This is a genomic window from Kribbella hippodromi (assembly GCF_039531045.1).
GTDB lineage: Bacteria > Actinomycetota > Actinomycetes > Propionibacteriales > Kribbellaceae > Kribbella > Kribbella hippodromi.
Map to the genome: position 1 here is coordinate 33,700 of NZ_BAAAPH010000030.1, position 19,119 is coordinate 52,818.

Here is a 19,119-nt window from a genome sequence, read left to right on the forward strand (position 1 = left end):
CCGGGTGCCGGGTGATGACCTGGGGGTTCAGGCCTGCAGCTGGCCGATCAGGTGGGTCAGCTCGTGGGCCTCGTCGTACAGCGCGAAGTCGACCGTCTTGCCGGACCGCTGGTGGCCGAACTGCACGCGGGACGGGAGCAGCAACGGTTTGCGGAAGTCCACGCGGACCGTGAACGCGTCCGGCAGCTCGCCGGCCCGCTGCAGTGACGCGAGCGCGGCCGCCTTCGCCCACATGCCGTGCGCGATCTGGCGCGGGAACCCGAACGCCTGCGCGGTCAGCTTGAACAGGTGGATCGGGTTCCGGTCGCCGGACGCGGCGGCGTACCGGCGGCCGAGGTTGCCGCGCAGGTCCCACCACGCGCTCGGGCTCAGCACCGGGTCGGTGAGCAGGTCCGCGTGCGCGTTCGGATCGCCGGAGGAGCGGCTGAGCAGTGTGGTCAGATCGCTCCACACCAGCTCATGGTCGACGAAGACCTCGCTGATCACGTCGAAGACGGTGCCCTTCGGGTGCGGGCGTTCGGGCGTACTGTGTACGCGAATCGACGGCTCCGCGTGGATCGGGAGCGGCTGGTGCTGCGTGATCGTGTTGGACAGGTGCACGATCCCCATTGGCTTGTACGGGAACGACGGGTCGGACATCAGGTCCAGGTGCAGCGGGAACGCCAGCACGTGCGGGTAGGTCGCCGGCAGCGCGGGACCGGCCGGGTACCCGGTCACCTCGCGATACGTCGAGAGGTGGTCCTGGTTGACCGGCGACCGTGGCAGCTCGAGCGTCAGGCCGTCCTCGTCCGGCTCGTAGTCGGCCCGGCGGAGCGTCGCGCGGACGGTCCGGGCGTACAGCGAGCCGAGGCCGGGGGAGTCGTCGTACCGTCGGGTCGGCATGTCAGGCGCCGAGCAGGCTCTGGCCGCAGACCCGGACCACGTTGCCGGTCACGCCCGCCGACGCCGGGTCTGCGAACCAGGCGATCGTCTCGGCCACGTCGATCGGCAGACCGCCCTGCTGCAGTGAGTTCAGCCGGCGGCCGACCTCGCGGATCGTGAACGGGATCTTCGCGGTCATCTCGGTCTCGATGAACCCGGGCGCGACGGCGTTGATCCGGATCTGCCGCTCGGCCAGCTTCGGCGCCAGGGCCTGGACCAGCCCGATCACCCCGGCCTTCGAGGTCGCGTAGTTCGTCTGGCCGTTGTTCCCGGCGATCCCGGCCATCGACGAGACACCCACGATCGATCCGCCGTCCCGGAGGGTGCCGGTTTCGACCAAGTGCTTGGTGATCCGCTCCGGCGCCCGCAGGTTCACGTCGAGAACGGCGTCCCACACGTCCGTACGCATATTGACCAGCCGCCGGTCCCGGGTGATGCCGGCGTTGTGTACGACGATGTCCAATCCGCCGTGCTGTTCTTGCGCATGCGCCGCGATCCGCTGCGCGGCGTCGACCGAGGTGACATCGAGGAGCAGCTCCGTGCCGCCGATCCGGGAGATCACCTTGCGCAGCGGGTCCGCGTTCTGCGGTACGTCGACGCCGATCACGGTCGCGCCGTCGCGGGCCAGGGTGTTCGCGATCGCGGCGCCGATACCGCGGGCCGCGCCGGTGACCAGAGCCGTACGCCCGGCGAGCGGCCGGTTCGGGTCGTTGCTGACGAGTGGGCCGATGCCGATCTTCGCCACCTGACCGTCGACGTACGCGGACTTGGGGGAGAGGAAGAAGCGCAGCGTCGAGTCGAGTTGCTCGTGCGCGTCGGGGGCGACGTACACGAGGTTGACGGTTGCGCCGCGCTTCACCTCCTTGCCGAGCGAACGCGTGAAGCCTTCGAGGGCACGCTGCGCGATCTGCTGCTCCGGGCTGCTGGACAGCTCCGGCGTCCGGCCGATGACGACCACGCGCCCGGCCGGCGCGAGCTGGCGCACCACGGGGGAGAAGAACCGTTGCAGGCTGGACAGGTCGGCCGTCGAGGTGGCTCCGGTCGCATCGAAGACCAGTGCCTTCGGCCGGATCTCGCTGGACGCGACACCTTCGTTCGCCGTACTGAACGCGGCGCCGATGTCGCGCAGCAGTGCCTGGATCGCCTTGCCGGCGTCGGTCTCACCGATCGCGCCGAAGACGACCGGCCCGTCGATCACCGGCGACCCCTCGATCCAGCGGGGCAGCGGCAGCGGGTCGGGCAGACCGAGGTTCTTCACCAGGGTCTTGCCGAGCGGCGTCCGGGTGAAGGTCTGGTAGCGATCCGTCATCTCAGCTCCTACTTCTCGAGGATGGCGACGACACCCTGGCCGCCCGCGGCACAGATCGAAATCAGGCCCCGGCCGCCGCCGTTCTCGTCCAGTTGCTTGGCCAGCGCGGCGACGATCCGCCCGCCGGTCGCCGCGAACGGGTGGCCCGCGGCCAGCGAGCTGCCGTTCACGTTCAGTTTGTCCCGGTCGATCTCGCCGAGCGGCGCGTCCAGGCCGAGCCGCTCCTTGCAGAAGATCGGATCCTCCCAGGCCTTCAGTGTCGCCAGCACCTGCGACGCGAACGCCTCGTGGATCTCGTAGTAGTCGAAGTCCTGCAAAGTCAGCCCGGCCCGCTGGAGCATCCGCGGCACTGCGTACGCGGGGGCCATCAGCAGCCCCTCGGCGCCCTTCACGTAATCGACCGCGGCCGTCTGCGAGTGCGTCAGGTACGCGAGCGGCCGGAGACCGTGCTCGGCGGCCCACTCGTCGGTGCTGAGCAGTACGGTCGACGCACCGTCGGTGAGCGGAGTGGAGTTGCCGGCGGTCATCGTCGCGGTCTCGCCCTTGCCGAACACCGGCTTCAGCCGGGCCAGCTTCTCGAGCGTGGTGTCCGGGCGGAGGTTCTGGTCCTTCTCCAGCCCGAGGTACGGGGTGATCAGGTCGTGCTGGAAACCCCGGTCGTACGCCTTGGCGAGATTGAGGTGGGAGTTGAGCGCGAGCTCGTCCTGCGCCTCGCGGGTGATGCCCCACTCCAGCGCGGTCAGCGCGGCGTGTTCACCCATCGACTTGCCCGTCCGCGGCTCGGCGTTCCGTGGGATTTCGGGGACGACGTCCTTCGGGCGGACCCGGGCGAGCACCTTCAAGCGGTCCGGGTAGGTTTTCGCGCGGTTCAGATCGAGCAGCACGCCGCGCAGGTGGTCGTTGACGCTCAGCGGTGCATCGGATGCGGTGTCGACGCCGCCTGCGATGCCTGCGTCGATCTGGCCGAGGGCGATCTTGTTACCGACCAGGATCGCGGCCTCCAGCCCGGTGCCACACGCCTGCTGGAGGTCGTACGCGGGGGTGGTCGGCGCGAGTTTGGAACCGAGGACCACCTCGCGGACCATGTTCCAGTCCCGGGCGTGCTTGAGCACCGCGCCGGCGACCACCTCGCCGACCTCCTGCCCACCGAGCCCGGTCCGGTCGACCAGACCGTTCAGGGCGGCGGTCAGCATGTCGGAGTTCGAGGCGTGCCGGTACGTCTTGTCCTGCCGGGCAAACGGAATCCGGTTGCCGGCGACGACGGCCACCTTGCGGGTCTCGGTCACGATTTCTCTCCTGCTCTAGTGGAGCGGGCGGTTCGGGTGGTCCGGGCGCTTCGATCGGCTCGATCGGCTTGGTCTGCTCGGGTGGGGCGGGTTGGGAGTGCTTTGCGGCCGACCGCGGTGGCCAGGGTCGCGGTGATGGCGGTCGAGCGGACCGTACCGACATCGGCATGATGCACCACCGGGTGCCCCGGCCCATTACCCGACACGATCAACCCGACTCTTGCCATGTGCAACGATCCGAGCGTCTGGGTGTACAGGTGATTGGCCAGGTACGCGGTGTCGACCTGGTCGAAGACGCCGGCCTTCTGACCGGCACGCAGGACGACGGCGATCCGGTCGAGCGGCGCGGCCATCGCCGTACCCAGCTTGACCATCACCGGCTCGGTGATCTCGCCGAACAGTTCCTCGCCGGTCCTGCGCAGCAGACTCATTGCGCAGTCAGTGAACGCCGGATATTCGAGGCAGAAGTCGACGAATGCCTCACTGAGGGCCCGGAGCCGGTTGAGCGGGGCTCGGCGCGGGTTGTCCTGACCGGCGAGCTGGGCGTCGAGCTCGCCCAGGTAGTCGACCAGGGTGAGCGCGAACAGCTCCTCCTTGCCGGCGAAGTGCCGGTAGATCAGCGCTTTGTTGATCCCGACCCGCTTGGCGATGTCGTCGATCTGGGCGTCGATCGTGCCGCGCTCGTCGAACAGTTCACGGGTGGCGCGGATGATGTCCCGCTCCCGGTCGCGACGACGCTCCGCCGTGGTCCGGCGGCGTCCGATCGCGAGCAGCGCGGAGCTCATGGATCGATCTTAGCCACAGCGGTACCACCTGGTGCAAACGACAGTTACACTCGTCGGTAACATCGTACTGCCGCTGCTGGAGGATGTTGATGACGATGACCGATCCCAAGCCTTCCCCGACCGCAGCCACCTCGGGCGTTTCGGCCTCAGGCGTTTCAGCTTCGGGGGTTTCGGCCTCGGGGGTTTCGGCTGACGTGATGGCGCTTGCCGGGGAGCTCGGTGCCGAGCGGTCCAAGCCGGGCTGGAGCCCGTTCTCGCTCGCCCTGAACGACGAGCAGCGGGAGATCCGCGACTGGGCGCACGCCTTCGCCGCCGACGTGATCCGCCCGGCGGCCGCCGAGTGGGACGAGCGCGAAGAGACCCCGTGGCCGGTCATCCAGGAGGCCGCGAAGATCGGCCTGTACGGGCTTGATGCGAACATCAACCTCTTTGTGGACCCGTCCGGGTTGCTGATGCCGCTCGTCCACGAGGAGCTCTTCTGGGGCGACGCCGGCATCGGCATGTCGCTCAAGGGCACCGGGCTGGCATCGTCGGCGATCTTCTCGAACGGTACGCCGGAGCAGTGGAGCCAGTGGATGCCCCGCTGCTACGGCACACCCGATGACGTACGCGTCGCCGCGTTCTGCTCGTCGGAGCCCGGCGCCGGGTCGGACGTATCCGCGATCCGTACGCGCGCCGTGTATGACGAGGCGACGGACGAATGGGTGATCAACGGGCAGAAGGCGTGGGCCACCAACGGCGGGATCGCGGACATCCATGTGGTGGTCGCCACGGTCGATCCTGCTTTGGGTACGAAGGGACAGGCCGCTTTTGTCGTACCCAAGTCCGAGGTTCACGGTTTGGAACAGGGCACGAAGTTGCGCAAGCACGGTCTGCGCGCGTCCCACACCGCCGATGTCTTCTTCGACAACGTCCGGATCCCCGCCGCGAACGTCCTCGGCGGCAAGGACAAACTCGACGAACGCCTGGCCCGCGCCCGCGAATCCGCCGCTGCCCGTGATGCCGCCGCTGCCCGTGATGCCGCCGCGGGTGCTGGTGCTGGTGCCGCGGGAGCTGGTGCTGCGGGTGCCGCCGGTGCTGCTGGCGCGACCGGTCGCCCCGCCGGACGGAACGCCTCGATGGCAACCTTCGAGATGACGCGGCACATCGTCGGCGCGCAGGCGATCGGCATCGCCCGCGCCGCGTACGAGGTGGCCCTCGACTACGCCAAGACCCGCGAACAGTTCGGCCGCCCGATCATCGACAACCAGGGCATCGCCTTCAAACTCGCCGACATGGCCCTGGAAATCGACGCCGCCCGCCTCCTGGTCTGGCGCGCCGCCAACATGTCCGCCGCCCTGATGCGCGGCGAAACCCCCGACTACCGCCACGGCGAAGGCTCGATGGCCAAACTCAAAGCCGGCGAAGTAGCAGTAAAAACCACCGAAGAAGCCATCCAAATCCTCGGCGGCAACGGCTACACCCGCGAATACCCCGTAGAACGCATGCACCGAGACGCCAAAATCTACACAATCTTCGAAGGCACCAGCGAAATCCAGCGCCTGGTAATCGCCCGCGCCATCTCCGGCATGCGCATCAGATAAAACACCCCCCGCGTGCTCCGCAGGGGCTCCACTCGCTCCGCTCCCTCCACCCCTGCTCCGCCCGCTACCCACCCACCCTCCGGCTACCGCCGGCACACCCTTCCCAGCTACCGCCCGGGGTGCTGCCGGCTCCCGCCGGCCGGTCCGCGTGCTGCCGCCCGCCAGCAACTCGCTGGCCGACGCCCGCGAGCCACCCTCGATGTGGTGACTGAGAGCTGTAGTTCATCCCGCGTGCTCCGCAGGGGCTTCACTCGCTCCGCTCCCTCCCGCCCCTGCTCCGCCCGCTACCCACCCACCCTCCGGCTACCGCCGGCGATCTAAGTGCTGCTCCCCGTGAGCAACTGCCTGGTTGGCGGCTGCGAGCCCTACGGGCGCGCGGCGCACTCCCACAAACATGCGAGAAGCAGGCAGATCCGTCGTTCGACGGCCAGCGGCTTCAGTAGCGCATCCTGGTTGTGCTGACGCTGGTCAGTTCCGGCACGTTCTTAGCCTCCCCGCTCGGTCTTGTCGCGAACGAGTCGTGGGCCGGGCTGATCACATCCTTCATCGCACTGCTCGTGACTGCGATCAACGGTGGACGAGGGCAGAGCTCAGCGCGACGATCTGCAGTCCGAGGCGGTCGAGATCTACGGTCAAGCTCCTCAGACCACCGCGAGGCCTACGGTCGGACTTAGTCGGCACTGAAGGTGAGAGAGGAAGGCTCCACCAAATGAGCGCCTGGCTAACGATGGTTAGTGGGTCGGAGACCAGGTGACGGTGGTTGGGCGCTCGCCTGTCGCGATAGCGTCAAGGATCGCCGCTCTGACGAGTTCGCCGTCGACCACCGAATCGGCAGGAAAGGTCTCGCTGTGGCCTTGGACGAAGAGGGAGATCTCAGGTAGGCCGCTGTCGTGGCCTTTGACGTACGTGCTGCCTCGTGCGTCGGTGAAGCCTAGGGTCCAGGCTGAGGATTTGACCGAGGTGTTGCCGTCGGGGGCTGTCTCGGGGAGGTTTGGGATGACTCCGACGCGCATCTCGTGGTCGGCGATGCCGTCCTCGTCTACTGGGCGGTTGTCGATGTAGAGCCATGCGCAGGTGTTGTCGGGGTCGAGCACGGCTTGTTCGGCCATATGGGCGAGGAAGCGGGACACGTCTTTCGCGCTTTCCAGGCGGACGGTGTTGTCTTTGTTTTGGTAGGAGGCCGTGATCGTAGAAGCCATGCGTCTATTGTCCTTCGCTCTTGCCCTTGAAGATCTCTTCATAGCCGTTGGGGCCGAATATTACTAGCTGCGCTCCGGGAGGGAGGAAGCGTGGTAGAAGTTTCCGGCAGTTGGTGCCTGGGAGGTCGCACGGTTCGTTGTTCAGGTAGAGAATTCCGTGTTTGAGGTTGTTTAGTCGCATATGTGTTGCGACCTTGATTTCGGTGTGACTGGTTCGGTCGTACGGGGGCCAGTTCTTGTCCTTGCAGAGGTCGAGGGCGCTCTTCTCCAGGGCGTCGCCGCGTCCGCTGACGAAGCCTTGCTCTTGTCCGTCTGGCGCTACGAAGATGCCAGTCGTGGGGTCGCTGTTTCCGGGATCTCGTTTGGGGAGCCTACGCATGATGGTCGCCGATCGTCCCCGGGGTGTGTCGTCGCCGGACGCGGGCCGATGGCCGCTGACCATTTGCTCGACCCAGGCGTTGGCGCGTGGTGGAACTCGGGCGGCGTGCTCCGCGGCCTCATCGCACGCTCGCGCTGCCGAGTCGAGTTGCAGGGCTGCGGTTCGGGCGCCTGGATTAGTCGATCCGAGTGCCGTCAGGTCGCCGGCTTGCTGGCGGCAGGTTTGGGCGACGCGGTGCAGGTACTCCGTCATCCTCGGGATCTGGTCGAGGCAGGCCAACAGGTCGGCAGCAACCCTCTGCAGCTCGGACGGCATCGGTTGGGGTCAGATCTGGTCGGCGTAGTTCTTGCAGCTGTGTGCGGCGATTTGCAGAGCCTCGGAGGCTTGCTCTACTGCTTTGCCGGCGGCATCGAGGAGTTGGCTGATGTCGGCGTCGGCTCTGGTGGCTGAGCCTTGGATGAGGGCCAGTACTTGCGCGGTGCTTTGTGAGAATCGCTGCTTGTAGGTGCTCAGGCTGGCTGCGCCCTGGGTGGCTTCGATGGCGACCTGGTGGAGTTGGGCTCTCAATTGCTGGATCTGTGACATCGGGTCTCTTTCGGGAGGGCGGTGGGGTCCTGCGCCAGGCAGTGCGTGGAACGGCGGAGCGAACGCGGAGTGATGCCACCCGCCTGTGTGGAGGACGGTTGAGGAGAGGTGGCCGGCGCGCTCGCTCCGCCTGCTTTGAGGGACGCAGGTTGTCACCATTCGGTGGACGTCAGCCGGACATGTTGTACTGCGCGATCACGACCTCGATCCCTCTTGCCGCTGCACAATTTGCTATCTGCTGGCGTAGGGAGTCGACCTCGGTAGCCGGCATCAGGAAGCCTTTCCTGAGGTAGCCACAAGCAACGCGTGTGCCCATTGCTTCCCCTCCGTAGTGGATCGACTTGCAAAGCCGATGGACAGGAACGTATTGCCGGTCGAGTCGCACGGGTTGTACAAAATGTGTGACTCTGAGCTAGCTAGACTGTGGAGATCGGCAAGCGGATGGGAATCACCCATGGACGATCAGGCTCGCGATGTTGGCCGGCGCGTGCGGTACTGGCGTCAGCGTCGTGACATCGACCGGCAGAGGTTCGCTGACATGGTCGAGCGTTCGACATCATGGGTCGACAAGGTCGAGAAGGGTGAGCGGAGTCTGCTGCGGCTGCCGATGCTCGAGCGGGTTGCCGAGGTGCTCAGCATTGCGCCGGAGGTGCTGACGGACGGTCCGAAGGCTCGGCAGGCGGCCGGCTGCATCGACGCGGTCGAAGTGCAGGCAATCCGGTCTGCACTGGGCCAGTACCCCTCACTATCGCGCTCAGCCGGCGTCAAGCCGCCCGCGATGTCCAGGGTCGCGCGGCAACTGGACTACCTGGGCCAGGCATGGATCTCCTCGAACTTCACCGCGGTTGCCCACCAGCTCCCAGTGCTGATCCACGAGGCGCAGGTGCTCGCCGCGACAGCGACTGGAGATGTCGACGTACGCGGTGCGCGGCGTGCGCTCGTGATGTCGTATCGACTGGCGTCATCGATGTTGCTGAAGTTCGAGGCCAATCAGGTCGCCTGGCTTGCTGCGGATCGTGCCATGCAGATCGCCTTGCCGACTGACGACAATGTGGCACTCGCACGGGCGACCAGGAGTGTCGCACGGGCGATGACGAGTTCAGGGCAAGAGTCGGACGCAATCGCGGCGCTCGTCAGCATGGCTGACCGGATGCGGTCGGAGATGACGGTCGGCGATCGCGATCAGCTGCCGCTCTTCGGGATGCTGTTCTTGGCGGCCTCGATTGCTGCCGCGAAGGTTGACGACCATTCAACGGCGCTGATGATGCACGAGGAAGCCGAGGCGGTTGTTGTGCAACTCGGACCGGAGCACCGTTCGCACTACACGGTCTTCGGATCGGCCAACGTAGCCGCTCATCGCCTGGCTGCGCTGGTTCGTCTTCGCGAATTCGGGCGAGCGCTTGAACATGCGGCGACTGTCGATCCTGCTGTGGTTAGAGCGCTACCGCCGGAGAGGCGCGCGAACTACTTACTCGATATGACATCGGCGCACACGGGCGCAGGTAACTACTCGGATGCGACAGTCGCGCTGACCGAAGCGGAGCGTCTGGCGCCCCAGGAGGTTCGCTGTCGCCCACTGGCTCATGGCCTTTTGCGAGCGCTGCTGAGTAACACAAGCGGAGCGTTGGCCGGCTCCGTTCGGACGATGGCACTGCGGGCGGGGGTCGAGGCGTGAGCCGGGTTTTGCATCTGATTGTCTGCGGAGCTGGACCGGCGGGGCAGGTTACGGACATGGTCGAGTTGGCACGGCAGGACGGCTGGGACACGTACTGCATCGTGACCGAGGCCGCGGCCGAACACTTCGTCGATCTTGATGAACTCGGCAAGATCTCAGGTCATCAGGTGCGAACCACGTATCGTGCCGTTGGCGATGATCCGGTGCCGCCTGCCGATGCGGTGATCGTCGCGCCGGCCACGTACAACACGATCAACAAGTGGGCGGCGGGCGTCGCCGACAACTACGCGCTCACTCAGCTCGCCGAGTTGACAGGTGCAGGCGTGCGGATCGTTGCGGTGCCGTTTGTCAACCAGGCGCTGGCTGCGAATGCAGTCTTCCTACGCAGTGTCGAGAGTCTGCGTGCGTCCGGCGTCCGCGTTCTGTTCGGGCCAGGGGAGTTTGAGCCACACCCGCCTCGGACAGGCGGCTCTGCGCTGGACGCCTTCCCCTGGAAGCTGGCGCTGCAAGCTGCGTCATATCGTCCGCCTGCGCGCAACGTATCGGGCGCCGTGAGTGACGAGCAATAGTCGCCCAGGTCAGGCCGCATCCCGGGAATGCGCCCCGGCTGCTTAGCACCTCTGGTACTGGAAGCGGAGGTACCGTGAGCCTGCGGGAGGCGCGGCCGCTGGTGCCGTGGAGGTCGTGGCTCTCCATCGCGACATTTTCGCTGTACTCGAGGATCTGACGACGGCCGAGCCGCTGGTGCACGGCGACGCGTGGTCGTTCTCGTTTACCGCAACGATTCGCGGGGTGGACCTTGAAGCCATCAACTTGGTGCGCTTCGACAGCCAGGCGAAGATCGCCGAGAACACGATCTTCATTCGTCCGTTGCCGGCGCTCGCCACCCTGTTCGCGACGCTTCCGCCGCGAGTATCGACGAGGCGGCGCGGACGCCTGCACGGCACGACCGCAGGGCTCCTGGCTCAGCCGCTCGCCCTGGCACTTCGAATCGCGGACCGGCTGGTGCCCAAGTTCCTCTGACCAGCCGCGGCTCGTGCAGGTACGCGTGACTGAGCTCGGGGTCTCGCTGCAGCGGCGCTGAGATTAGGTGGCGCGGAGGAGGAGGTGGAGGTGGCTGTGGGTGGCTAGGCCGCCTAGGGCGTTGAGGGCTTTGAAGGTTAGGGAGACGTCGACTGTGGTGGGGGTGTGGAGGCGGGCGTGGATGGTGAGGTCTTGGCGGGGGGCGCCGGTGATGGTGTGGGTGGGGAGGTTGAGGTCCAGGCCGGGGACTGGGTCGGTGGTGATCGCGAGGGGGCCGGTGACGAAGCCTTCGTTGGTGAGGGTGATGGGGATGGGGTGCCACTCGTTGGGGGTGAGGGTGGGGATGGGGGCGGTGGTTCGGGCTACGTTGACGCGGGCCTCGGGGTTGATGGTGACCGTGATTGGGGCGTCGGTTTCCACGGGGCCTGAGCAACCGCAGGTGCGGTCGGGCTGGGTGAAGAGGAACGCCGAGAGCTGGGTGGGGTCGGGCTGAGAGTTGTCAGGTGAGCAGCAGGCCGAGGTGCTCGTGGGGTGGAGATGGGCGGTCCCGGGTGCTGAGGGTGTGGAGTTGGGCATTAGTTGGCCTCGCACTCGTCGCGGCGGGAGTTGTAGATGGCTTGGGCCTGGTCATAGGCCTCGCGGGCGGCGGGGCGTTCGGATTCGCGGATGAAGCCGGATTTGGCGGTCCAGAGGGCTTCTACTGAGTCGTGGAGCCATTGGGCGCTGCGTTTGGAGGCTCGGATCGGGCGGCCGGATTGCTCGATGAAGATGGGTTGGGTGTGGACGCTGCGGAGGATGCGGAGCGCGATCCAGGAAGAGCGGTCCAGGGGTACATCGAAGGCGATGTCCTGTTCGGTGCCGTCGGCAACTAGGTCGTGGGTGGCGACTGCTTCGCCGTTGACGATCAGCTCGACGACGACGGTGCGCGTACCTCGTACGCGGGAACGCTCCAAGTGCCAGCCGACGGGGGCGCTGTAGGCGGGGCGCGTGGCTGGGGGAGCGGGTGGTTCCTCGGGCAGCCAGGCGGCGACTGTCGCGGTGATGTGTACGGGGCCTGCTGTGTCGGTGCGATGTTCGCGGTCCGATGAGCCATCGACGGCCAGGTTGAAGATGTGGCTGCGGCCGTCGCCGAAGTACGAGGTGCCGTCGCGTAGTGCGGCGATCCACGCTTCCAGGGCCTGCGGTCCTTGGGGCGGCTCGGTCATGCGTACGTAGGTACGCCCCACGCCCGGACCATCGTCGTACACACAGGGGTAATCGGTCTCGCCCAGCATCAGCGTGCGGTAGCCGACGTTCAACAGGTGGTACCAGATGTTCAACTCGGACGCCGGAGCGAACTGGCTGCCGCACTGGAAGTCAGCCGCTCCATGCGGTACGTCCACGATGATCTCGTTCGACCCGATGCCCTGGAACGACGGGATGATGTAGTTCGGCAGCTCGTCGGTGCCGACGGACAGGCCGATGCCGCAGTGCGCGTAGCCGACCAGTGCGTTCTGCTCGTGGCCCCAGCGCATGACCGGGAGGTTCCACGAAGGCCAGTCCTCGATCACGGACGTACCGGGGTAGTCCTGGTCAGTGAGTCCGAGCAAAATGACATGACCTGAGTGGCTTGACGGGAAACCGGACACCTCCACGTCGTACCGCAGCAGGCTCTTGCTGTCCTGGTCCGTCGGCCGCGGTTGCCAGTCCATGCCCTGTGCGGCTTGCATGTCCGCGTACTCGAGCTCCGACGGCGGACTGATCGAGCGGCCGCTGAAGAACTGCTTCTGGTGGTAGTAGCACGGTGCCCAGGTCAGTACGCTGCCGAGCGCGAGCCCCTCGCCCCGCACGTGCCGGATCATCGTCTCCGGGGTGACGCCTTCGCTCGGAACGTTGTAGTGCGAGCAGCCGCCGGCGTGGATGTGCGGGTCGCCGGAGTAGTACCCGTGGCTGGTCGGGTCGATCCAGCGGTCGAGTGGGACAGCTACCGCGGTGGTGTCGGGGTCGACGTTCAGCTCCAGTCGCACGGGCCGGTACTCGGGGCCACGCAGCGCGGTGATCTCGTACGCGCCGTCGGGCAACCGGATTGGTTCACCGGTGGCGCGGTAGACGTGCTCCTGGAAGAACATGTCCGGTGCGAGCCGCATCCCTTTGGACGGGTACGAGCGGCCTTGGGCGTCGCGTACCGTGACCGAGGCCATGCAGCTGGAACCGTCCGGTTCGCAGATGTCGAAAGCGATCTCACGGGCCGGTACGCACTCGAACTCGAACGACGCGCCGATGTTCTTGGACCCGAACCACGCCTCCAAGTTCGCGAGCATCTCCGGCGGCCGGCTGAGGCTCTGGTGGCCGCGATGATCCGCGACACCGAGGGACAGACCGCCCGTACGGGTGCCACTGTCGCGGCTGTACAGGCTGATCACCGCGTACTCGATCTCGAGGCCCGAGACCGTACTGGACCCGGCGATCGTCGATTCCAGCCAGGCCTCCTTGATCCGCGGGACCTCGGTGAGCGTGTCGTGCAACGCGATCCGGGCGGAGTGGCTGTGGTGGTCGATCACCCCGTACACGCCCTTGGTCGGCGTGATGAGTTCGCCCTCGAGGCGGTGCGGATTCACGACGCGTACGAGGAAACTGCGCCACCCGTGCTGCACCAGCTGAGGAACCGCGGCGCCGGCGATCGTGGTTGTGGTCCCGTACTCGTCGAGCGATGCGTCCACCAGCACGAACGGCTGCAGCAGCTTCTCCACCGCGCTGACGCGTTCACTGTCACCGGCGGTACTGCCGACCAGCGCCGACAACTGCGAACTCACCTCCGCCGGCACCGGATCTCCCGATTCCGCCAACGTCCGCAAGGCCCTGACGGCCGAGGCGACGAGCGGCTGAGCGGCGACTTCAGGCATGAAACCCTCCTGGCAGAATCGACCAATCCGACCCGCGCCAGGCTAGCCCGCCCAGGCGCCGGACGATAACCAATTGACGGTGTCGCCCGGGCGCTGGTGTGCTGGGGAGAGGTGCGCCGGGTCGGCCGGTGTGGACTGGAAGGAGGCGGGCGATGTCTGTTCTGTCCGGTGGCTTTGCTCTGAAAGGTCCTTGGTTTGGTATTCGCGCGTTCGTTCAGTTGTGAACACTGTGGTGTAGAGGTATCGCTCGACGCACCCGGCACCACTCATCGAAATCACTGTCCGGGGTGTTTGTGGTCGCGGCATCTTGATCGGAATGTGCCGGGGGACCGGAAGGCGGACTGTTCCGGTGGGATGGAGCCGATCGCGGTCACGGTTCGTGGTGAAGGGCGCTGGGTGCTGATTCACCGGTGTACGAATTGTGGGCGGCTGCGGCTCAACAAGACCGCGGGTGATGACAACGTACTGCTGCTGATGCGCTTGGCGGCACTGCCCTTGACGATGCCGTTCGTTCCGTACGCGGCCGAGCCCCCGCCGGCAGCCGCGCCCGCGCCGGCAACTGCGTCCGCGCCGGCAGCTGGCTCCGCTTCGGTGAGCAAGCCGCGCAAGCCGAGAGCCCGCAAGGCGAAGAGTCAGGCCTGATCAGGGGCCGGCGATCGTTCTGTCGTCACCCAGTGGGCGAAGCGGGTGGAGCGGCTGGTAGTTCGACCTTGACCTGCAGACCGCCGGTAAGGCGCGGGGTGAGGGTCAGCGTGCCGTCGTGAGCCTGGGTGATGCTCTTGACGATCGCCAGCCCGAGGCCCAGACCCGGGTGGTCGGTGTGCGTACGCAAGGCGCCGCGCTGGAACGGTTCGGTGAGAGTCGAGACGAGCTCGGGAGACAGCTTGTCGCCGGTGTTCTCGACCAGGAGCGAGACCGTCCCGGCGTGCGCGCTGGTGGTGACCCAGACCGTGCCGTGCTCCGCAAGATTGTGAACAATCGCATTGTCAACAAGGTTCGTCGCGAGCTGCAGCAGTAAGGTCGACGATCCGACCGTGATGGCGGTGCCGGCGCTGACCTCGATCCCGACGCCGTGCTGTGCGGCGAACGGGTAGAGCGTTTCGGTGGCTTCCTCGGCGGCCAGCGACAGATCCACCGGCTGGCGTGTGAACGATCGCTGGTCGGCGCGGGCCAGTAACAGGAGTGCCTCGGTCAGGTCGATCGCGCGGGTGTTCATGGCGCGGAGGCGGTCGTCCAGGTCGTGCGTGTCGCGGTGCGGGTCCTTGCGGGCGACATCCAGGAGCGTCTGGGTGATCGCGAGCGGCGTACGCAGCTCATGGGAGGCGTTGGCGGCGAAGCGTTGCTGTTCGGCGACGTGCGCCTCGAGCCGCCCGAGCATGCCGTCGACGGCGTCGGCGAGCTCGCGGATCTCATCGTTGCGGCCGGTCAGCTGAATCCGGTGGGAGAGTGAGCCGCTGCTGGCCAGGCGGGTGGCCGCCGTGATGCGGTCCAGCGGCCTCAGCATCCGGCCTGCCAGGAACCAACCACCGACCAGACCGAACAGCAGCAGGATCACCATCAGTACGAAGGCCCTCGGAGCGAAGACGCGCAGGAGCTCGGACCGGATCGGGAACACCCCGTCGACGAACGTCGCGCTACCAGGGATGATCAGCACCCGATCAGGAACGTACCGGAGCAGGAACACCCAGACGGCCACCAGCAGCATCACCCCGGCGAACATCAGGCAGGCGGCATAACTGAGCGTCAGTTTGAGCCGCACACTCAAGCCTGGCTGCCGCTCCAAAGTCCCCTCACTCACCTGAGCTCACGGATGAATCTGGTTGATCGTCCGGATTGATCAACGTAACCGCGCCGCTGGTAGAACGCGTGCGCGACGTGCCGATGGTTGGAGCTGGTGACCTCGAGCCGCACACAGCCGTGCCCGGCCGCGAACGCCTCGGCGGCCGCCATCAACTCACCGCCGATGCCCTGACCGCGGGCCCGGTCGGAGACGACCAGGGCGACGATCCGCCCCCACGCGCCGGCCCGCTCGAAGAACGGGCAGATGTGCACGGCAACGACTCCGAGAACGTTGCCGTCGGCATCGGCAACGTACGCGGCGCTCTGCGGATCGCCGGTCCAGGCCTGGAGCCGGGCGGTGGGATCAACCGAGGGATAACCCAGCTGCCGAATGAGCTCGCGGACGGCGGGCGCGTCGTGGGGTTGTACTGGTCGGATCCGTATGGTTCAAGCGATGGGGAAGTCGAAGTAGGTGTTGGGGTACGGTTCGTCGCGCAGCGTGTAGTGCCACCATTCTGACTCGTAGCGCTGGAAACCGCAGGATTCCATGATCGACGACAGGGTTTCGCGGTTTCGTGCCTCGGTGGGGGTGATTCCCGGTGCGCCGTGGTGCGAGATGGAATCCATCAGGTCGTGGTCGCCGCCCATGGCCGCGAGTTCGCCGGTGTCCAGGTGGTACATGGTCAGGTCGACGGTACTGCCGCGGCTGTGACCGGATTTCCTGGACACGTACCCCAGGTCGATGATCTCGGTTCGTTCGAGGTTCGGGTGAAAGCGCCGTTTGGTACGGGTGTCGTCCGGCTGCCTCGACCAGCGCAGGAACGAATCGACCGCACGTTGCGGGCGATAACCGTCCCAGAGCAGCAGTCCGAAGCCGAGCGGTTCGGCCTTTTCGCGGGCGTTGTCCAGCGCCGTACACAAGGCCCGTGTCCCGACGATCCGATTCGCGAGGTATCCGTCGACCGGTTTGCCGGTGAAGTTGTCCCAGGTCGCATACTTCGAATCCCAGCGAATACCGGACGTCACCTCGTCCAGGAACACAAACCCCGATTTCATTGCTGCTTGCCCGTCAAAGCCAATGACACCAGCCGGTCGATCACCTCGGACAAGGAGAATCCGGCGGCGGCCATCATCCGCGGGTACCGGCTGTACGACGTCAGACCCGGCAAGGTGTTCACCTCGTTGAGTACCACCGACCCGTCCTCCTTGAGGAAAAGGTCCACCCGGGAAAGACCGCGGCACCCCAGCGCCTTGTACACCGTCTGCGCGGTTTCCTGAACGAGCGTACGCGCTGCCGCCGGGATATCGGCCGGCACAATCGGAATCGAGTTCTCCGACCCGGTTTCCGGCGAGGATTCCTGATGGATCTTGAAGAACCCGTGGGTGAGCTTGATGTGGTCGACCTCGCCGACGGTCAGGTCGGACTCGTTGCCGAGGATCGCGCAGCCGACCTCGCTGCCGACGACCGCCGCCTCGATCAGGACCTTCGTGTCGTACTGGCGGGCGGTCTCGATCGCCGCCGGCAGCTCCTCGGCGCGCTCCACCTTGCTGACGCCGAAGGACGACCCCGAGCGAGCCGGCTTCACGAAGACCGGGTAGCTGAGCTCGCCGGCATCGACCGTCTCGTCTGCCGACACCGTCCAGAACTCTGGCGTCGCGACGCCAGCGTTCCGCGCGACCAGGTACGTGAGCGTCTTGTCGATCGAGAGCACCGAGCTGTCGATGCCACACCCCGCGTACGGGATGCCGGAAAGCTCCAGTAGACCTTGAATCGCCCCGTCCTCACCCTGCTTCCCGTGCAGAACTGTAAGGATCACGTCGAGGTTGACGGTGCTGTACTGCCCCTGCCGGATCCGCGATCCGAGCCGATCGGACTCGAGCACGAGCAACCCGCGGACGTTCCGGTCCGGTGACAGGATCGCGGACCGGGAGTCGCCGCTCAGCGATGGCCCGTCGCACAACCGCCACGCACCGCTTTGCGTAATTCCGAGGTAGTACGGCTCGTACTTCTCCAGGTCGAGCTGTTCGGCGACCTGTTGCGCGGACTTGACGGAGACCGGGTGTTCCTCGGAGACGCCGCCGAAGAGGATTCCGATTTTCAACCTAGACATGCTGTTTCCTGCTTTCGAACGTCAGGCAATTGACGATGGAGTTCTCGACGATGTCGCGGAGTGCGTGGTCGGTGTAATAGGCGGTGTGTGGAGTGATCAGGACATTGGGCAGTTGCTGGAGCCGGAGCAATGGTTTGCTGTCGATCGGCGTACGGCTGCGGTCGGCGTAGAAGACCCCGTCCTCGCCTTCGACGACATCAAGTGCCGCGCCACCCAACCGGCCGTCTTCCAGCGCGTCGACCAGCGCCGAGGTGTCGATGAGCCCGCCGCGACCGGTGTTGATGACAAAAGCACCTGGCTTGAGCTGACTGATGCGTCGCCGATTCATCAGGTGATGCGTCTCCACGGTGAGCGGAGTGTGCAAGGTGACGATGTCGCTGCAGACCAGCAATTCGTCCAGCGGCACATAATCGGCCGATGGCTTAGGACGGTTGTCCGCGGCAAGTACCCGGCAACCGAAACCACGCAGCCGGTCCAGTACGGCGGCACCGATCCGTCCCGTACCGATCACCCCGACGGTGAGGTCGCGCAGTTCCCGTCCGCGCGTCTCGTGCAATCGATAGTCATGTACCTCCGCACGACGCAGCACGGTCTTCATGTTCCGTACCGCCATCAGCATCAGCATCAACGTGTAATCCGCGACGCTGTCCGGTGAATACGCGACGTTCCCGACCGAAATTCCAACGCTCGACGCGTACTCCAGATCGACGTGGTTGTAGCCGATACTCCGGGTGGAGATGTACGTGACGCCGACCCGCGCGAGTGCGTCCAGCGTTGAATTCGTCAGCGGGGTCTTGTGGCCGATGCTGACACAGCGATTGCCGAACGCCAGCTCGGCGGTGCTTTCAGTCGCCGGCGCCGCGGTCAGCGTCGGCAGGACGCCGAGGCGCGGCGCCAACTGCTGGAACAGAACAGCCTCGTCCGGTTCGCAACCGTAGATCGTGATGCCGATGGCCGGGGCTTGGGTCATGCCTCACAGTCAAGTACGCGTGGTGTTGTCGTCGCGTATCCGGATTTCGATATGCCGACGACATGTCCGCGCGCGCCACCAGCGGTTCGTCACGAGCGCGGCCAGCCCGGCGCCGACGGTGTTGACCAGTACGTCGTCGATCGACGACACGCGGTCCAGGCGGAAGACGTACTGCGCGATCTCGATCAGCGCCGAGACGCTCGCCGCGAGCGCGATCACGCGGGGGAGCGTCGCGAGCGCGCGGAAGCGCATGGGCGCGAAGGCGCCGAGCGCGGCAAGAAGCAACAGGTTGCCGATGAGCTGTGGCGGCGACGTCGTCATCAGGTCGTGGAGCGGGACGAGGCTGACGCGTCCTGGCGCGGTGCCCGCGTGGCTGCCCGGCAGCATGGTGAGCCAGACGGTAGGCAGCGTGCCGTAGACGATGCCGACTTCGGCGAGCGAGCGGCGCCAGGCCCAAGAGCGGTCGGTGCCGCCGGCTATCCGGACGCGTGCGAACAGCAAGACCGCCAGCGCGGCCAAGGGCAGACAGATCACTGTCAGCTGAGCGACGCCGGTGAAGGTGAGCAGCCAGTCGCGCCAGCCGTGCAGGATCACCGGGTCAGTCAACACGCCGCGAGGTTGCGTCCGCGTAT

At 66.3% G+C, this 19,119-nt stretch carries 20 protein-coding genes; 5 read left to right on the forward strand and 15 right to left on the reverse strand.

Features of this window, described 5'->3' with window-relative positions; translation table 11 throughout:
• Window positions 1-27: 27 nt before the first annotated feature.
• Genes ABD260_RS33420 through ABD260_RS33435 form a run of 4 tightly spaced genes read right to left on the reverse strand, consistent with a single transcriptional unit; the run spans window position 28 to window position 4,301 of the window.
• Window positions 28-882, reverse strand: a complete 855-nt coding sequence (locus ABD260_RS33420) for a MaoC/PaaZ C-terminal domain-containing protein (RefSeq protein ID WP_344240200.1) — start codon at window positions 880-882, stop codon at window positions 28-30.
• A 1-nt stretch (window position 883) separates the two neighbouring features.
• The gene (locus ABD260_RS33425; RefSeq protein ID WP_344240202.1) at window positions 884-2,230 is read right to left on the reverse strand and encodes a 3-oxoacyl-ACP reductase; all 1,347 of its coding nucleotides are present in this window, start codon (window positions 2,228-2,230) and stop codon (window positions 884-886) included.
• An 8-nt stretch (window positions 2,231-2,238) separates the two neighbouring features.
• Window positions 2,239-3,516, reverse strand: a complete 1,278-nt coding sequence (locus ABD260_RS33430; RefSeq protein WP_344240204.1) for an acetyl-CoA C-acetyltransferase — start codon at window positions 3,514-3,516, stop codon at window positions 2,239-2,241.
• Window positions 3,513-4,301, reverse strand: coding sequence for a TetR/AcrR family transcriptional regulator (locus ABD260_RS33435; RefSeq protein WP_344240206.1), 789 nt, complete (start codon window positions 4,299-4,301; stop codon window positions 3,513-3,515). The genes ABD260_RS33430 and ABD260_RS33435 overlap by 4 nt, the downstream gene beginning before the upstream one ends.
• Window positions 4,302-4,498: 197 nt before the next feature.
• Here ABD260_RS33435 and ABD260_RS33440 point away from each other — a divergent pair, with 197 nt between their 5' ends.
• Window positions 4,499-5,884, forward strand: coding sequence for an acyl-CoA dehydrogenase family protein (locus tag ABD260_RS33440; protein WP_344240208.1), 1,386 nt, complete (start codon window positions 4,499-4,501; stop codon window positions 5,882-5,884).
• A gap of 731 nt (window positions 5,885-6,615) precedes the next feature.
• On the opposite strand, the gene ABD260_RS33445 is transcribed toward ABD260_RS33440, so the two are convergent.
• Genes ABD260_RS33445 through ABD260_RS33455 form a run of 3 tightly spaced genes read right to left on the reverse strand, consistent with a single transcriptional unit; the run spans window position 6,616 to window position 8,047 of the window.
• Window positions 6,616-7,083, reverse strand: a complete 468-nt coding sequence (locus ABD260_RS33445) for an Imm1 family immunity protein (RefSeq protein ID WP_344240210.1) — start codon at window positions 7,081-7,083, stop codon at window positions 6,616-6,618.
• 4 nt (window positions 7,084-7,087) lie between these two features.
• Entirely contained in the window at window positions 7,088-7,777 is a 690-nt protein-coding gene (locus ABD260_RS33450) for a DddA-like double-stranded DNA deaminase toxin (protein ID WP_344240212.1), read from the reverse strand.
• A 9-nt stretch (window positions 7,778-7,786) separates the two neighbouring features.
• Window positions 7,787-8,047, reverse strand: coding sequence for a hypothetical protein (locus tag ABD260_RS33455; RefSeq protein WP_344240214.1), 261 nt, complete (start codon window positions 8,045-8,047; stop codon window positions 7,787-7,789).
• 454 nt (window positions 8,048-8,501) lie between these two features.
• Between ABD260_RS33455 and ABD260_RS33460 the strand changes: the two genes are divergently transcribed.
• The 3 genes from ABD260_RS33460 to ABD260_RS33470 all read left to right on the forward strand — a co-directional run bounded on the left by ABD260_RS33460 (window position 8,502) and on the right by ABD260_RS33470 (window position 10,745).
• Entirely contained in the window at window positions 8,502-9,722 is a 1,221-nt protein-coding gene (locus tag ABD260_RS33460) for a helix-turn-helix domain-containing protein (protein WP_344240216.1), read from the forward strand.
• Window positions 9,719-10,291 carry a flavoprotein gene (locus ABD260_RS33465; protein WP_344240218.1) on the forward strand — a complete coding sequence of 191 codons (573 nt, stop codon included), beginning with the start codon at window positions 9,719-9,721 and terminating at the stop codon, window positions 10,289-10,291. Before ABD260_RS33460 ends, ABD260_RS33465 begins: the two co-directional genes overlap by 4 nt.
• Window positions 10,292-10,397: 106 nt before the next feature.
• Window positions 10,398-10,745 carry a hypothetical protein gene (locus ABD260_RS33470; RefSeq protein WP_344240220.1) on the forward strand — a complete coding sequence of 116 codons (348 nt, stop codon included), beginning with the start codon at window positions 10,398-10,400 and terminating at the stop codon, window positions 10,743-10,745.
• Window positions 10,746-10,808: 63 nt separating this feature from the next.
• Here ABD260_RS33470 and ABD260_RS33475 read toward each other — a convergent pair whose 3' ends face one another.
• Window positions 10,809-11,165, reverse strand: coding sequence for a hypothetical protein (locus tag ABD260_RS33475; protein ID WP_344240222.1), 357 nt, complete (start codon window positions 11,163-11,165; stop codon window positions 10,809-10,811).
• Between the two features lie 155 nt (window positions 11,166-11,320).
• The gene (locus ABD260_RS33480; RefSeq protein WP_344240224.1) at window positions 11,321-13,627 is read right to left on the reverse strand and encodes a CehA/McbA family metallohydrolase; all 2,307 of its coding nucleotides are present in this window, start codon (window positions 13,625-13,627) and stop codon (window positions 11,321-11,323) included.
• A 195-nt stretch (window positions 13,628-13,822) separates the two neighbouring features.
• Here ABD260_RS33480 and ABD260_RS33485 point away from each other — a divergent pair, with 195 nt between their 5' ends.
• Window positions 13,823-14,269 carry an RNHCP domain-containing protein gene (locus tag ABD260_RS33485; RefSeq protein ID WP_344240226.1) on the forward strand — a complete coding sequence of 149 codons (447 nt, stop codon included), beginning with the start codon at window positions 13,823-13,825 and terminating at the stop codon, window positions 14,267-14,269.
• A gap of 25 nt (window positions 14,270-14,294) precedes the next feature.
• Here ABD260_RS33485 and ABD260_RS33490 read toward each other — a convergent pair whose 3' ends face one another.
• From ABD260_RS33490 to ABD260_RS33515, 6 genes are read right to left on the reverse strand one after another with little or no spacing between them, the layout of a single operon-like run.
• A complete protein-coding gene (locus ABD260_RS33490) occupies window positions 14,295-15,425 on the reverse strand; it encodes a sensor histidine kinase (protein ID WP_344240228.1) in 1,131 nt (376 codons plus the stop codon).
• Window positions 15,422-15,850 (reverse strand): GNAT family N-acetyltransferase, encoded by a 429-nt coding sequence (locus tag ABD260_RS33495; RefSeq protein WP_344240322.1) that lies wholly within the window; start codon window positions 15,848-15,850, stop codon window positions 15,422-15,424. Before ABD260_RS33495 ends, ABD260_RS33490 begins: the two co-directional genes overlap by 4 nt.
• Before the next feature lie 3 nt (window positions 15,851-15,853).
• Entirely contained in the window at window positions 15,854-16,462 is a 609-nt protein-coding gene (gene vanX / locus ABD260_RS33500; RefSeq protein ID WP_344240230.1) for a D-Ala-D-Ala dipeptidase VanX, read from the reverse strand.
• Window positions 16,459-17,517 carry a D-alanine--(R)-lactate ligase gene (gene vanA, locus ABD260_RS33505; RefSeq protein ID WP_344240232.1) on the reverse strand — a complete coding sequence of 353 codons (1,059 nt, stop codon included), beginning with the start codon at window positions 17,515-17,517 and terminating at the stop codon, window positions 16,459-16,461. Before vanA ends, vanX begins: the two co-directional genes overlap by 4 nt.
• Window positions 17,510-18,487, reverse strand: coding sequence for a D-isomer specific 2-hydroxyacid dehydrogenase family protein (locus ABD260_RS33510; RefSeq protein ID WP_344240234.1), 978 nt, complete (start codon window positions 18,485-18,487; stop codon window positions 17,510-17,512). Before ABD260_RS33510 ends, vanA begins: the two co-directional genes overlap by 8 nt.
• A 9-nt stretch (window positions 18,488-18,496) precedes the next feature.
• On the reverse strand, window positions 18,497-19,096 hold the full coding sequence (locus tag ABD260_RS33515; protein ID WP_344240236.1) for a VanZ family protein: 600 nt from the start codon (window positions 19,094-19,096) through the stop codon (window positions 18,497-18,499).
• Window positions 19,097-19,119: the final 23 nt, after the last annotated feature.